This is a genomic window from Alcanivorax jadensis T9, from assembly GCF_000756655.1.
In the GTDB taxonomy this organism is placed as follows: Bacteria; Pseudomonadota; Gammaproteobacteria; order Pseudomonadales; family Alcanivoracaceae; genus Alcanivorax; species Alcanivorax jadensis.
In genome coordinates this window covers 86,128-100,902 of sequence record NZ_ARXU01000004.1, presented here as the reverse complement: position 1 = coordinate 100,902, position 14,775 = coordinate 86,128, and the positions used below count along the sequence as shown (strand labels likewise).

The following is a 14,775-nucleotide window of genomic DNA, read 5'->3' as shown; positions in this document are numbered from 1 at the left end:
TTGTCCAAGCCCCCCTGACTACCTAGATTGATGTGCAAAGACGCTATAAGGAATTTGCACCATGGCAGTCGCTAAACCCCTTGCTCCTTTTCCCCCGCGCACCTTCCTTGCCCGGCACCGCCAGGACGAACTGGATGCTCTGTTCGCTACCCTTCCAGCGCCGCGCAAGAACGAACTGCAAGGCGACTATCAAGGCACCCTGCTGGGTATCAGTGGCCTGAGCAGTCTGCCCGGCGTGATCAAGTCTGGCCTCTACCGACTGCTGGCCAGTTGGCTTAATCCCTGGCAGGGAAAGCACTTCGACGCGTCCAATGGCGCCAACCTGTGGGGTCTTGGCACCCTGCAGGGCGCCTGGGGGCAATACCGGATTGAGGATCGGCAAGACAGCGATGCACTGGCGCTGGATTACGACGTCGAGGGCAATCCAGCCCTGCTTCGCCCGATTCTCGGCGAAGTACGCTACTTTCAGGACGCGCTTTATCTCGCCCGCATGCGCTACCGCACCCGCCGTGGCACCCGCACCCTGCTCTATTTCACCCTGCAGGAGACTCGCTGATGCCAGGCAGCATTGAACACCATTCCACCATTGTCATCGGCAGCGGTTTCGGTGGCGCCGTGGCCGCCAGCACCCTCACCGAAGCGGGTGAATCCGTACTGTTACTGGAACGCGGTCCCTGGCGAGATACTGACCCGGTCCGCAAAGCCGGCATCCCGCACCGCAGGCCCCTGCCCGCCGGACGCCACCTCTGGAGCGGACTGCTGCACCGTTTCGGCCAGCGCTGGCTTCCCGGCAAGGGCCTGAAGCTGTCCCGCCACGGCTTGTTTGATATTTATCTGGGCAGGGACATGACCGTGGTAGCCAGCAACGGTGTCGGTGGTGGCAGCCATGTCTACAGCGCCATGAATACCCGCCCGGAACAGCCTGACTACTGGGACCATCCCGAAGCTGGAATCCAGGCCGCCGGGATGGAACACCACTACCGCTGGATGATGCAGCGAATGGGTTCCCGCCGGGCCAGTGCCGACGACCGGATTCCCAACTGGACCCCGCAGGCCTTTGCCCACAACACCGCCTTTGTCGCCGATGACAGCGTGCCGCAGCCGGCCATGGCCATTCGTATGGAAGGCTGCCAGGCAGACTACGCCAACAACAGCTTCTTCGGCAGCGCCAACGGCGCCAAGATGACCCTGGACCTGGCCTTCCTGTTACCCGCCATGGAGCAGGGACTGCAGGTAGCCGCGGAGCATGAATGCCTGAGCCTGTGGCGCCAACCCGGCGGGGGCTATCGACTGGAAGTCATGGACCATGCCGCACGCCGGCGCTGCTACCTGCTGGCAGACCGTGTCATCCTGGCCGCCGGCACCCTCAACACTCTGCGCCTGCTGTTCCACAGTCGGGAACTGGGCGGACTAGAGGGCATGCCGGCCCTGGGGCGAGGCTTTGGCGGCAATGGCGACAGCGTGGCCTGGTGGGGGCTGAATCAGGACGGGGCCGATTTCACCCGTGGCACCGCCACCCATGGCCGCTTCGCCCTGCGCGATCCGGTCACCGGCAAGGCTCAGCCCGGCCCCATTCTCACCCGGTATGGTTTCAACGGAATCGACACCCTGCCGCTACCGGCATCACTGAAAGCCTTCCTGCGCCGGAACGCCCTGCTGGTGGGGATGGGCGCCGACCTGGCCGATGGCGTGGTCACCTGGCAACGGGGGCGGCTGCGGATTCGCTATCTGGCCGAGAACAGCCCGGTGCTGACCAGGATCCAGCGATTATTTTCCGAAGTCGGTCGGCGCAGCCAGCGCCCCGTGCGCACACTGCCCGGCATGGCCTTTACCGTCCACCCTCTGGGTGGTGCCCGGCTCGCTGCCAGCGAACAGAACGGCGTCGTGAATGGCAGCGGCCAGGTGTTCGGCCACTCGAACCTGTACGTGGCTGATGCCGCCGCACTCCCCGCAGCGCCTGGCACCCCACCTTCCATGACCATTGCAGCATGGTCTCGGCATGTGGCAACAGGATTGATCCGCACAGGGCACAACAGGAACAGCACAGGGAAACGCGCCCGGAGAACCATCAATACCGCCAAACCCACTGAAGCAAACACTGAACAAAGGACACCCGCATGATACAGCTTGTCTCATCCCTGCTGGCTTCCACGGCACGACAATGGCGCGGCACCTCTGCCTTGATCCGCGACGAACAGCCCCACGCCATGCTCACCCTCTACGACATGGAAGGCTGCCCCTACTGCCGCCCGGTTCGCGAAGCGCTCACCGAACTGGATCTGGATGTGCTGATCAAACCCTGCCCCAAGGGACAGGCCGGTTACTGGGACGAGCTGGAACAGCTCAGCGGTACGCGCCGTGTTCCCTTTTTGGTCGACCCAAACAACGGCCACCAGGTTACCGAAAGCAAAGCCATCATCGCCTACCTGCATACACAATACGGCAAAGGCCAATTGCCCCGCAGCAGCGAATCCCTGAAACTCAGCCAGCTGGCCAGCGCACTCCGTTTGGCAAAAGGAACACGTGGCCGCCCCTCCTGGGCGCCCCAAACGCCCCTCGAACTGTACAGTTTCGAATCCAGTCCTTTCTCACGGCTGGTCCGTGAACGGCTCACCGAGCTGGGGCTGGCTTATGTGTTGCGCAATTGCGGCAAGCAGCAGCTCAGTGATGCAGGTCTGCCATGGCTAAGGCCGGGCAAGGGGCCCTACCGTCCTGTTCCCGGCACCAACCGGGCCAGGCTCATGAAACAAACCGGCAAGGTGCAGCTGCCTTACCTTTATGACCCCAATACCCACACGGGTCTGTTCGAAAGCAGCGACATCATCCGCTACCTGCAGCAACAATACGGTGATGCCTCGACACAACAGGGAACGGCGCAATGAGCCCATGGCGCGACTGGCTGCCCTTTGGCAAGGTGCCGGAACTCTCGGCGGAACAACTGGCAGAGCGATTGAACGAGGTACAGCTACTTGATGTGCGAACCCGGCGGGAGTTTCTCGCCGGACACATCTCCGGCGCCCGACACCTGGCCATTACCGCACTCAACCACGGCACTGTCGCGGCATTGCAACTGGACCAACGCCGCCCGGTGGTTGCCATTTGCCGTTCGGCCCACCGCAGCATTCCTGCCACCCGACAACTGATACGCATGGGGTTTGAGGCCTACCAACTTGCCGGCGGCATGAAGGAATGGTGGGGAAAGAATCTGCCCACCGATGAAAAGGGATACCGCCAGTGAAGAATCGCCGGTAATGGCAAACCGGGCTAATGCCCGGCAACATCAGCCAGCTTCCAGTTCACCCAGCGAAGCCTCTAAATAGTCAAGGAACCGCTGAATGTGCGGCAAGGTAACGCGGCAACCAATCACGCCGAATTCCAGGCTGTCCTTGTAACTCACCACCGTAATATTCAACGCATAGCCATGCAGTACCAGCGACACCGGGTAAGACGCCAGCAATTCAGCGCCGTTGAAATACAAGGTCTCTTTGGGCCCCGGCACATTGGAGATCACCAGATTGAACATGGGGCTGACCCGACCGGACAAACCGGTCACCTGCCCCAACGAAAGCGGCATATTGGTCATCACGGTATAGGCGTCGATGTCCGATTTCGGCATCTCGCCAAGACGGGTTTTCACCGCCTGCATGGATTCCTGAATGGCGACAAGCCGCCCCAGCGGGCTGGCAATGTGGGTGGCCAGACTCACCTGTACCGTGGTGATGGCATTGCCACCGCCTTCCGCCTGGTCCGCACTGCGCAGGGACACCGGCACCTGGGCCACCAGCGGTTCGGCAGGGAGAGCATCCAGTGATTCCAGGTAACGGCGCAAGGCGCCCCCGCACATGGCCAGGAAAATATCGTTGACGGTGCCGTTGTGCTGTTTCGCCGCTGCCTTGATCCTCGGCAAGGACCAGGACTGGGCGGCAAACCGGCGAGCGCCGGTGACCCGACAGTTAAGCTGGGTCTTGGGGGCCCGATAGATGGTTTTCACGTTGCTTTCTTTGGGCAGGCGCAGAAGATCCACCAGCTGACCGGCACCGCGGCGCACGCTTCCCACGCCATCCAGCACCCCCGACTTGGCGGCCACGGCCACGTTTTTCTTGCGCGGCTTTTTACGGCTGTCCCACTCTCCTGACCAGGGCGCAGGCAGACGCTCATCGGCGCTGCTCGCCATTCGCGACTGCATCAGATGCATGCCTGCCATACCGTCCACCATGGAATGGTGCATCTTGGTATAAAGGGCAAAGCGATTACCCTCCAGCCCTTCGATCAGATAGCTCTCCCACAGGGGTCTGCCCGGATCCAGACGCTGGGCATGCAGGCGAGAGACCAGCGCCAGCAACTCCCGTACCCGCCCCGGACGCGGCAGCGCCGAATGGCGTACGTGGTAATCAATATCAAAATTCTTGTCATCCACCCAGGCCGCATCCAGCCGGCCCGGCAGGCGGGACTGGATCTTCTGGCTGAAGGGCCGGCATACCCCGTCCACCTCCACCATGTAGCGGTAAACGCTTTCCATGTAGTCGCTGGGGGCATCTTCCGGCACCCCGAACAGGGCCAACCCGCCAACGTGCATGGGGGTTTCCCGGGTTTCCATCATCAACCAGCCGGAATCCATAATGGATAATTTTCGTGCCATCCCGATCTCCTTATTGTTATGGGCCACGGACGATGTTGGCCCCGAGGCTGTCATCTGCCAATAACCAAATCATCCATATTCATGGCGAAACAGCATTATGAGATTCGTTGCGTTTGGTTATTGCTGGCCAAATCTGGCCCTGCCCCTCAGGACAAGGCATCAGGCATATCGCTGGCTTCCAGGCTCGATAGGTTTTACATATCGAAACGATATAAGCATATATCTTGATGGAATATATTAATGCCCATAGTCTGGTTATGAATTTCACAACCCTGGAACCTACGGAGATTGCCATGGATATGAACAACCAGACTCAAAGCGGCCTGCCACGGATCAACGAACCCGCTCCGGATTTCACTGCGCTGACCACAGACGGAGAGAAGTCATTGTCAGATTACCGCGGTAAATGGCTGGTACTGTTTTCCCACCCCGCTGACTTTACGCCGGTTTGTACAACCGAATTTATGGCTTTTGCCAAGGCAGCTCCAGAGTTTGCAAAGCGCAACTGTGAACTGCTGGGTCTGTCCATCGACAGCATCCATTCACACATCGCCTGGATGCGTAACATCAAACAGAATTTCGGCGTGGAGATTCCCTTTCCGATTATCGAAGATCTGAAAATGAATGTTGCTAACGCCTACGGGATGATTCATCCGGGCGCAGCGGATACTTCTGCGGTAAGAGCCACCTTCATCATCGACCCCAATGGCGTACTCAGAGCCATGGTCTACTACCCGATGAGCAACGGTCGCTCAATCCCGGAGTTCCTGCGATTGCTCGAAGCACTCCAGACCAGCGATGAAAATGGTGTTGCAACCCCCGAAGGCTGGCAACCGGGAGACAAGGTAATCGTCCCCCCCGCGAAAACAGCCGAGGCGGCCAATCAACGGGTGGAATCTGGCGAATACGAGTGCACGGATTTCTATTTCTGCACCAAGTCCCTCTAATGCAATGCTACCCGCGCGGCCTGAGCGCCGCGCGGGGTTTCAAGTTGCAAGCAAAGGAGCACAGCAATGAAGAACGCCCATCAGATGGTCGAGGAAGCCAAACGTATCATCCACGAGATTTCTCCGGATAAAGCTGAAGAAGCACTTCCCAGCGCCGATTTGTTACTGGACGTCCGCGAACCCGACGAATTTCGTGATGGACATATTCCCGGAGCCATCAATATTCCAAGGGGACTCCTCGAATTCAAACTCAGCTCCGACCCGGAATTGGAGAATCGCGACCAGAAAGTAGTGGTTTACTGCAAAACCAGCGGGCGCGCAGCTCTTGCCGCAAGGGCACTTAAAGAGATGGGCTATTTACATATTTTTTCTATAGAAGGCGGGTTTGATGCATGGCAACAAGCCGAAAAGCCTGTAATAAAGCCCACTATGCCCGATTTCGACTAAGCCTTGCCCATGTTCGAGGGCAAGGCCTGCCTTGGCTTTCCTGTCAGGAACCCGGAGGAACTGCACGCTTCAGCGTAAAGGCGCCGCGCAACTCGCCCAGGGTATAGCCCCTGGCCTGATCCCCCGGATACAAAGCATCCAGTTGCTGACTGACGGCGGGCGCCAAATCGGTTCCATGGCAAGCCATACAGGGAGCCTGAACCGGTATCGCTTTCATGAAATGCTGAATGGTCTTGCCATTCTCTTCTCGCTCATCCATCCACTCGATAGTGCCGACGGGCTCCCCTGCCTGCAGGCGCTGCTCAAACCGGGCGAGAACGTCCCGCTCCACCTCATCCGCCGCATTGTTCAGGTTGCGCACTTTCAGGCTGGTCCGCCCGACTTGCCAACCGCTACTCTCACTAATCTGGCGAGTGAGCGGCATAGCCTGAATATGGCACACATCAATGGCCGCCACTGGCCCACCTGATTGCATGGCTGCCACCAACGCCTGCTTCAAGGCACCCGCCAGAGCCATGCTGTGCTGGCGGGGCTCCGACATGGGATCGATTGCCGCTTCAGGCGGTGCCTGCGAAGATTGAGATTGTGGTATTTCGGCATAGAGTGGTGCAACCATCGCCAACAGCAAACCACCAACATGAACCGCTTTCATGGGACTCTCCTTCATTGCTCCGGTAACACCGGCAGCTCAGAACCGGTGGCTGGCGCTGATCCAGGCATTGCGGCCTGGTTCTGTCAGCGTATCAGTGAAACTGTCCTCGCCGATATTCAGCGGATCACTGGCGGCCCGATTACGATTGATGAAATTCACGTAGCGCTTGTCGAAAAGATTATCCACCCCAAGAGCGATCTCGGCATTCTGACTCACCATCCACATGAGCCCCAGATCGACCACGGCATATCCCGCACTGGCCCGCTCTCCCGCATCCTCATTGAGACGATCATTGGCAGCGGCCAGGCGCAAAGTTATTGAAGCATCCCATTTGCCCGGCCGCCAGTGCTGGGAAAGTTGCCCCTGATAAGGGGAAACTTGCGCCAGGGTGCCGCCATCGCTGCGGTTGTCTCCTCGCATGATCAGTGCCTGGGCGCGAGTCTCCCAGTGGGAGGCATAGCGTACCCCACCTTCCCACTCCAGCCCGTACAGACTCGCCCGAATATTCCGGTAGCGATCACGCTTAATCGTACCAATCTGTACCTGTTCTCGATAAATATAGTCTTCCACATCATCCGCAAACAGGGTTAGTTGACTGTCCCAGCGGCTCGCTTGCGAGCGCAAGCCAATATCCAGCTGCCGATGGGCTTCCGGAGCCAAATCGGGATTACCAATCCACTGCTGGTTACCCATGGCAGCGTTGCGGGCAATATACAGTTCTGAGGCGTCGCCCAACCGCTCACTGTAGCTGGCACTGGCAAACCAGTGGTGGCCCTGCTGGTCCAGTTCAAATCGCAGGAAGGCGGCGGGCAACCATTCCCGCACCTCAAGATCACCCCTGACCCCGTAGGCCTGCTCATAGAGCTGTGCTGCACTACGCACCCAGGGCGGGCCGGCGGGGCGCTCGTTACTGTCCCTGGGGCGGGCCACAGCATGGTCAATTCTCACTCCACCGGACAAACGCTGCTGATCGGAAAAGTGCTGCGTCACTTCCGCAAAGCCGCCCAGATGTCGAATCATCACGTCCGGCCATAGTCGCGCCAGCTCAAGCACGGGGGAGCTTGAGACATTTCGCAACACCGCATCACGCCGATTGCGTTGGGCATTGAGGCCAAAAGCAATTTCTGTAGGGCCTGATACGGATTCCGCCATCAACTTTGCGGTCAAGGTTTCAGACTCGGAAGGCACCTCAACCTTCATGGCTGAGCCCATCTGTATGGGCGCCGGGCGAAGGCTGAAGTTATCCATGAGATGATCAACCTGGTTCCAGCTCACATTGCCCGACAGAGTCCAACGGGAACTCATCCGGTGGCGGCCTTTCAAGGCCACCGTGGTACTGTCACTGCGTGGGCTGTCCATGCCGGCTCCGGCAAACTGCACGTCCCTCTCCCGGGTTTCCTCGTATTGCACCGACCATTCACTATCAGCATTCGGCGTCCACCCGAGGATCCCCCCCCCCTGACGAATCTCATAACCGCTGGCAATTTCCCGGCCATCACCATCCTCATAATTGTTTGCCTTGCCGTACTGACCAAAGGTCCGCAGGTAGCCGTCTTCATTGCCGACAATCAGATTTGTCCATGCTTCACGACTGTCGCCATTGCTGCCGTAACGCCCCCCAAAATCACCCCGCACCGGGGCATCGTTTTCCAGGAAAACAGGCGTAACGCGACGAAACAGCACCGTACCGCCGGAGCCTCCCGGCCCGTCCTGCAAGGAAGTGATTCCCTTGCGAATCTCGATCTCATCGTAAGAGTGCAGCGGGGCGTAGGCGGTTGGTGGATCCATACGATTAGGGCAACCGCCATACACAAAGCTGTCATCAAGGAGGATATTCAGACGATTCTGGCTTTGGCCGCGTATCACCGGATCAATGCCATGTCCTCCCATTCGGACACCATCCACGCCGGGCTGTTGACGTAACCAGTCACCACTGTCGGCGGCAGAATGCAGCACATCCGGTGAGAGCTCAGAAGAAACAGCAGCGCCCACCCTTACCGTGGCAAGCTCATTTGCCGAGGCACACGCCGAGTAGACAACAAAAAAGATAACCGCACACCAAAACCGCATTTCCTGCCCCCCTTATTGACTGGGGCAATCTACAAAGGGACCAGGAAAAAGGAAATGCGGTGTTTTGCCACAGACAGGTTCCCCCCTGTCTGGACGGCCTTACCCGTTACGCCGCCAGATCATCAGCCGGGCCAAAGAACTCGAAATGGATATCCGCTTCGTCCACGCCCCGCGCTTTCAGCAACTGCCAGGCATGTTTAAGCATCGGCGCCGGCCCACACAGATAGAAGTCGGCGTGGCGCTCGCCCAGCAGCTCATCGAGCAGTGCCGCATCCAGAAAACCTTCACTATCATAGTCTCCCTGATGACGATCACTCTCTGACGGTTCACTCAAACGCAGATGAGTGCACAGGTTTGTGTAATCACGTTGCAACGCCACCAGCTCTTCAGCAAAAGGCCGGACCGCACTGTTAAGCGCGCACTGGATGAAGATCACCTCACGGCCCGGCTGGGCTTCCAGTGCCGCATACAACATGGACAACAATGGCGTAATGCCAACACCACCGGCCATCAACACCAGAGGGCGTTGCGTTTCATCACGGGTTTGCAGAGTGAATTCGCCACAGGGCGGCGCCAGCTCCAGCACATCCCCTTCCTGAATCCGGTCGTGCAGATGGTTGGAGCAGACCCCGTTAGGAGCGCCATCCACCACCGCCAGCTCCCGTTTGACACTGATCCGGAAGTAATCCGCTCCCGGACGATTGGACAGACTGTAGTTGCGCATCACCGGCTCACCATCCTGCGGAGTCAATCGCACGGTAATGTATTGGCCCGGTTGGTGGGCCTGGAGCGGCTGACCATCCTCCGGCGCCAGGTACAGTGACACGATATTGTCGCTGGCTGCCTCCCGTTTTTTCACCACAAAGCGCTTGAAGCCGGTCCAGCCGAAGTCCGTCTTCTGGTCCTGGTAAATCTGCTGCTCCCGGTCGATGAAGATAGTCGCCAGCACCCCATAAGCCGCCGCCCAGGCATCAATAATCTCCGGGCTGGCCGCCTCCCCCAGCACTTCCTGAATAGATGCCAGCAGGTTCTCACCCACGACGGGGTAATGCTCCGCCTGAATCCCCAGGGAGGCATGTTTCTGGGCAATCAGCTCCACCGCGTCGGCCAGTGCTGCCGGATTTTCAATATGCTGAGCATAGGCACAGATAGCCCCTGCCAACGCCCGCTGCTGAGTACCCGCTTTCTGATGGGCCGGGTTGAAGAACGTCAACACTTCCGGGTTTTCCCGAAACATGCGCTCGTAGAAGTGCCGGGTCAGCACCTCACCATTTTCCTGCAGGACGGGAACGGTTTGCTTGATCACTGCCACCTGATTCGCTGTCAGCATGACTGCCTCCTAAAAGTGGTATTTTACATGCCTGTTTATAAAAGGCATATTAGATACCTCTTTTGAACGGGTCAAGCCATGCAACTCTCTACCCATACCGACTATTCCCTGCGCACCCTCATTCATCTGGCACTGAAAGAGGGAGGGCGCCCGGTGACCGTGCAGGAAATTGCCCGGGACTACGGTATTTCTGCCAACCATGTGGCCAAGGTGGCCCAGACTCTGTCGCAGCTGGGCTATGTGAAAAGTCTGCGTGGTCGTGGTGGCGGTCTGGTGCTGGCGCAAACGCCTGCCGCCATCAAGGTCGGGAAACTGGTGCGGGAAACCGAAAACCTGAAATTGCTGGAATGCTTCGGGTCGGACTCAACCTGTCCCATCGACCCGGGCTGCAAACTGAAGAATGCACTGAAGAAAGCACAGAAGGCTTTTCTGGCGGTGCTGGACGAATACAGCCTTGAAGACATGGTGAAAAATGACAGGGAGCTGGAGAAACTGCTGTTCCGGGGCAAACCGGTCTGAAGAGACCGCTGGACAAACCGGGCGGCTCTGCTAATCTCAAGCCATGAACCCGATTCGCACCACCATTGTCGCCACCGACGGTCTGATCTCTTGCCGCACTGCCAGCGCTTTCGCCCTGGTTACGAGTACCCCTGCCTTTCTCTCCTGACGCCGAACACCCGACGGAAACCGGGGGTTCGGCGCCCCCGGCAAACACTCATCACACCGTCAGGAGAACATCATGAATACGCTACCCCCAATTACCGTTAGCACCACTGATCGCGACCGTCTTTTTGCCCTACTGGACAACTTCAAAGGGGAGTCGGACCAGATCGATTATCTTTACGATGAGTTGGCCCGTGCCCATATTGTTGAAGCTGATGCCATGCCGGACGATGTTGTGACGCTGGGTAGCCGCATGCGTTTTCGCAATGAGTCCACCGGCAAGGAACACGAACGAGCACTGACTCTTCCCCATGAAGCACAGTCAGTCAGCGACGCCATATCCATTCTCACCCCTGCCGGAGCGGCGCTGCTGGGCCTGAAGGTGGGGAACGACATTCAATGGCCTCTTCAGGGGCATTTTCTGCGCTTGCGTTTGCTGGCTGTAAGCCGAACATAACCCCGGATAAGCCTTCAACAGTTTGATACTCTCTGGAAACTGACTCACTCATACAACAACACAAGGACTGCTCATGAAGATGGAAACCCTTGCCGTGCGTGCCGGCTTTCAGGTGGACCCCACGACCAAGGCGGTTGTGACACCGATCTACCAGACCACGTCCTATGCCTTCGACAACACCCAGCATGGGGCGGATCTGTTTGATCTGAAGGTGCCCGGAAATATTTATACCCGCATCATGAACCCCACCAATGCGGTTCTCGAAGAGCGGGTCGCTGCCATGGAAGGAGGCGTCGGCGCCCTGGCCGTCGCCTCCGGCATGGCCGCCATCGAGTATGCGCTGGAAACCATCACCGAAGTGGGCGATAACATCGTCACTACCAGCAAACTCTACGGTGGCACCTACAACTTCTTTGCCCACAGTCTGCCGCGCCGGGGCATCGAGGCACGCTTTGTCAGCCATGATGATTTTGATGCGCTTGCCGCATCCATCGATGACAACACCAAGGCCGTCTTTTGTGAATCCGTGGGCAACCCCGCCGGCAATATTGTCGACATCGAACGCCTGGCCGAGGTAGCCCATCAGGCCGGCGTACCGCTTATCGTCGACAATACCGTCGCCACACCTTACCTGTGGCGGCCCATCGAGCATGGCGCCGATATCGTCGTGCACTCGCTGACAAAGTACATGGGTGGGCACGGTAACTCCGTGGCCGGGATTATTGTGGATTCCGGGAAATTCCCCTGGACCAAGCACAAGGAGCGTTTCCGGGTACTCAACGAACCCGATCCGTCCTACCACGGCGTGGTCTACACCGAAGCCCTGGGCGAAGCCGCCTTCATTGGTCGCGCACGAGTGGCCCCGCTTCGCAACACCGGCGCCGCGCTGAGCCCGTTCAATACCTTTTTGATTCTGCAGGGCATTGAAACCCTGCCGCTGCGCATGGATCGCCATTGTGAAAATGCACAGAAGGTGGCCGAGTTCCTGCGCGATCACCCCCAGGTGAACTGGGTGAACTACGCAGGGCTGCCGGAAAGCCCGGACAATGCACTGGCGCAGAAATACATGGATGGCCGCGCGTCCGGTATTCTCAGCTTCGGCATTGAGGGCGGTCAGGAAGCCGGTGCCCGTTTCATTGACGCCCTGCAATTGATCCTGCGGTTGGTGAACATTGGCGATGCCCGCTCACTGGCCTGCCACCCCGCTTCCACCACCCACCGTCAGCTGGATGACAAGGAATTGGCCAACGCCGGCGTCAGCCGCGAGATGGTGCGCCTGTCCATCGGTATAGAGCATGTGGACGATATCCTGGCAGACATCAGCCAGGCTCTGGACGCCGCACGCTAGAACGTGGCCTACAGCAGGACCGGCCCGAACGGCAGGTAAATTCACTGAAGCATCGTTGTGTCAGCACCCGTTGGAGCTTTGCGAGCAAAGCTCCAACGGTACTCGCTACATCTTGTAGTCAGCGCCATTCTGCCCTGCCCCAGCTCACCGACCGCGACCTCGACACAATGCCTGCGCAAGCAAGGCGCAATCCCTATAACAGAAGATCATCGCCGATCGGGTGGTATACCGAGGCGCTATCAATCAGGGAACGGGCTGTCAGTGATTCCACTCCATAGACCTCCGTTCGAACACCGGGGTCAACGTTGATCCGCTCCAGCAACACATCAAAGTCACCATCACCAGATAGCAACACCACCGTATCCACCTGCGACGCCAGGGTCATCACATCCACGGCGATACCCACATCCCAGTCCCCTTTGCTGGAACCATCGCTGCGCTGGATATAGGGCTTCAGTTTTACCGTGAACCCAATGTGCTTCAGGGCATCCTGAAATTTCGTCTGGCCATCATCGCCACGATGGGTGGCGTAGGCCATGGCGTGCACAATCTCACCTCGCTCAGAAAGGTGCTGCCACAGGGCACGATAATTGAACTGCCGCCCAAACGCCTGGCGGGTGGTGTAATAGATATTCTGAACGTCGGCGAAGACCGCGATGCGGGGCATAAGATCATTCCGGATTGCCGTAGGGGCGAATTGGATGGTGCACTCTGTTTTGCCGTTGACTCTGCTTCGGCGAGGACTCTAATCACGTCCGTCACCTTAGCACTTTATAGAAACGCTCTGCTGAATGCTGGGCATCCAGACCATACCCATGACTCATCCACCCATTCCAATACCATGCATTCTTCATATGAGTCACTGACTCTGAAGAAAGCGTGACTGCGGACTCGGGCCAACACCCGCCTATTATGCGTGGGGGTGTTTGACCTAATGTAATCAGGCCAAAATTGATAAATAAAAATTTCTCTTCAAAAAACTATAATTTTCACAGGATGACAACGGACTTAAATGAACGTCTCTGGGCGAACCAGGCCTACCTGCGCTGTGTCAAATAACAGTAATGACTGTGGGATACATTTACAGATATTGGCAGAACAAAAGCCGGATAATGATCCTGGTTGCTGTTCCATGACAAAAAACCATTCAGTCAGATCGCCGGATTGCTGGGCTACTCGGAGTAATCTGCCTTTAACCGCGCCTGTCGAGGCTGGCTTGGCAAGACATCCAGACAATCTCACCAAGAACATAACAACGATTAAAGGCTCGCCACCCGGAATCATTCCTCATCAAAGGACTCGTAGAACTCGACCAGACTGTCAATCAACGTTCTCACGGCAGGCAGAACACCACGCCGGGACGGGAACACCACATGAATGATATCCCGATGCAGCGCCCAGTGGGGCAGGATCTTTACCAGCTCGCCGCGTTCCAATTGCCTTTGCACAGTCAGCACAGGCAGCTGCACCACCCCTACTCCGGCCATGGCGGCCCGGCGCAGGGCAATCATGTCAGTGGTCACGAAACGGGGCTGATGAAACACGCTGATCTGGCTGCCATCCTCGCCCCGTAACTCCCAACGAAAATCCGGCCGCGGTGATCCCAGCCCAAGACTCGGCCACAGCTCCAGCTCTCTTGGATGACACGGCATACCGAACTGTGTGATCAGCTCAGGGCTGGCAACCAGGGCGAGCCCTCTGTCGGATAGCACCCGCAGCCGCAGGTCGCTGTCCTGTAACGGTGGCGGCCGTACCCTAATGGCCACATCCACCCCTTCATTGATCAAATCCACCCGGCGGTTGGTGGCTTCCAGATGGATCGTGATCTGCGGGTACTGACGCATAAAGTCGGCCAGGAAGGGCCCGATATGGACATGCAGCAGGGTAATTGGGCAGGTTACGCGAATCACACCACGAGGTTCGGCCCGAACGGTATCAATGGCCTCCTGGGCAGATTCGGCTTCAATAAGCATGGCATTGCAATGCTCATAGTACTGACCACCAATTTCGGTCACCGAAAATTGGCGGCTTGAGCGGTTTAGTAGCCGCACGCCCAAGCGGTCTTCCAGCGACGCCACCCGCCGACTGAGCTTGGACTTGGGGATACCAATTGCCCGTTCCGCCGGGGCAAAACCGCCGTATTCGACCACTTTCGCGAAGTAATACAGGTCGTTAAGGTCTTCCATTTATCGTTCCATTAATGCAACGCTGCATCGCAATAT

General features: G+C 58.1%; 15 protein-coding genes. 9 read left to right on the top strand and 6 right to left on the bottom strand.

The features are described 5' to 3' along the window. The first annotated feature begins 61 nt into the window (after window positions 1-61). From T9A_RS07240 to T9A_RS07225, 4 genes are read left to right on the top strand one after another with little or no spacing between them, the layout of a single operon-like run. Entirely contained in the window at window positions 62-556 is a 495-nt protein-coding gene (locus tag T9A_RS07240; RefSeq protein WP_035246454.1) for a hypothetical protein, read from the top strand. Further along, on the top strand, window positions 556-2,121 hold the full coding sequence (locus T9A_RS07235) for a GMC oxidoreductase (RefSeq protein WP_052042592.1): 1,566 nt from the start codon (window positions 556-558) through the stop codon (window positions 2,119-2,121). Before T9A_RS07240 ends, T9A_RS07235 begins: the two co-directional genes overlap by 1 nt. After that, window positions 2,118-2,882: a glutathione S-transferase N-terminal domain-containing protein gene (locus T9A_RS07230; RefSeq protein WP_035246452.1), complete on the top strand. Its 765-nt coding sequence runs from the start codon at window positions 2,118-2,120 to the stop codon at window positions 2,880-2,882. The genes T9A_RS07235 and T9A_RS07230 overlap by 4 nt, the downstream gene beginning before the upstream one ends. Continuing rightward, the gene (locus T9A_RS07225; protein ID WP_035246450.1) at window positions 2,879-3,238 is read left to right on the top strand and encodes a rhodanese-like domain-containing protein; all 360 of its coding nucleotides are present in this window, start codon (window positions 2,879-2,881) and stop codon (window positions 3,236-3,238) included. The genes T9A_RS07230 and T9A_RS07225 overlap by 4 nt, the downstream gene beginning before the upstream one ends. Window positions 3,239-3,280: 42 nt before the next feature. Here T9A_RS07225 and T9A_RS07220 read toward each other — a convergent pair whose 3' ends face one another. Then, entirely contained in the window at window positions 3,281-4,639 is a 1,359-nt protein-coding gene (locus tag T9A_RS07220; RefSeq protein ID WP_035246448.1) for a WS/DGAT/MGAT family O-acyltransferase, read from the bottom strand. A 293-nt stretch (window positions 4,640-4,932) separates the two neighbouring features. Between T9A_RS07220 and T9A_RS07215 the strand changes: the two genes are divergently transcribed. Both T9A_RS07215 and T9A_RS07210 read left to right on the top strand, forming a co-directional pair. Then, window positions 4,933-5,586, top strand: coding sequence for a peroxiredoxin (locus T9A_RS07215; RefSeq protein WP_035246856.1), 654 nt, complete (start codon window positions 4,933-4,935; stop codon window positions 5,584-5,586). 66 nt (window positions 5,587-5,652) lie between these two features. After that, entirely contained in the window at window positions 5,653-6,033 is a 381-nt protein-coding gene (locus T9A_RS07210; protein ID WP_035246446.1) for a rhodanese-like domain-containing protein, read from the top strand. A 43-nt stretch (window positions 6,034-6,076) separates the two neighbouring features. On the opposite strand, the gene T9A_RS07205 is transcribed toward T9A_RS07210, so the two are convergent. The 3 genes from T9A_RS07205 to hmpA all read right to left on the bottom strand — a co-directional run bounded on the left by T9A_RS07205 (window position 6,077) and on the right by hmpA (window position 10,085). Then, the gene (locus tag T9A_RS07205) at window positions 6,077-6,685 is read right to left on the bottom strand and encodes a Tll0287-like domain-containing protein (protein ID WP_052042590.1); all 609 of its coding nucleotides are present in this window, start codon (window positions 6,683-6,685) and stop codon (window positions 6,077-6,079) included. Window positions 6,686-6,721: 36 nt separating this feature from the next. Beyond that, window positions 6,722-8,641, bottom strand: a complete 1,920-nt coding sequence (locus T9A_RS07200; RefSeq protein ID WP_198030632.1) for a TonB-dependent receptor domain-containing protein — start codon at window positions 8,639-8,641, stop codon at window positions 6,722-6,724. Between the two features lie 220 nt (window positions 8,642-8,861). Beyond that, on the bottom strand, window positions 8,862-10,085 hold the full coding sequence (hmpA, locus tag T9A_RS07195; protein ID WP_035246441.1) for an NO-inducible flavohemoprotein: 1,224 nt from the start codon (window positions 10,083-10,085) through the stop codon (window positions 8,862-8,864). Between the two features lie 78 nt (window positions 10,086-10,163). On the opposite strand from hmpA, the gene T9A_RS07190 reads away from it, so the two are divergent. From T9A_RS07190 to T9A_RS07180, 3 genes are all read left to right on the top strand, one after another. Further along, window positions 10,164-10,604: an RrF2 family transcriptional regulator gene (locus T9A_RS07190; RefSeq protein ID WP_035246440.1), complete on the top strand. Its 441-nt coding sequence runs from the start codon at window positions 10,164-10,166 to the stop codon at window positions 10,602-10,604. A 220-nt stretch (window positions 10,605-10,824) separates the two neighbouring features. Then, a complete protein-coding gene (gene rnk, locus T9A_RS07185; RefSeq protein WP_035246438.1) occupies window positions 10,825-11,205 on the top strand; it encodes a nucleoside diphosphate kinase regulator in 381 nt (126 codons plus the stop codon). Window positions 11,206-11,278: 73 nt separating this feature from the next. Continuing rightward, window positions 11,279-12,553: a bifunctional O-acetylhomoserine aminocarboxypropyltransferase/cysteine synthase gene (locus T9A_RS07180; RefSeq protein ID WP_035246437.1), complete on the top strand. Its 1,275-nt coding sequence runs from the start codon at window positions 11,279-11,281 to the stop codon at window positions 12,551-12,553. Between the two features lie 193 nt (window positions 12,554-12,746). Here the strand turns inward: T9A_RS07180 and T9A_RS07175 are convergent, their stop codons facing one another. Both T9A_RS07175 and T9A_RS07170 read right to left on the bottom strand, forming a co-directional pair. Next, window positions 12,747-13,220, bottom strand: coding sequence for a LabA-like NYN domain-containing protein (locus tag T9A_RS07175; RefSeq protein WP_035246435.1), 474 nt, complete (start codon window positions 13,218-13,220; stop codon window positions 12,747-12,749). Between the two features lie 613 nt (window positions 13,221-13,833). After that, window positions 13,834-14,739 (bottom strand): LysR family transcriptional regulator, encoded by a 906-nt coding sequence (locus tag T9A_RS07170; protein WP_035246434.1) that lies wholly within the window; start codon window positions 14,737-14,739, stop codon window positions 13,834-13,836. Between the last annotated feature and the right edge of the window lie 36 nt (window positions 14,740-14,775).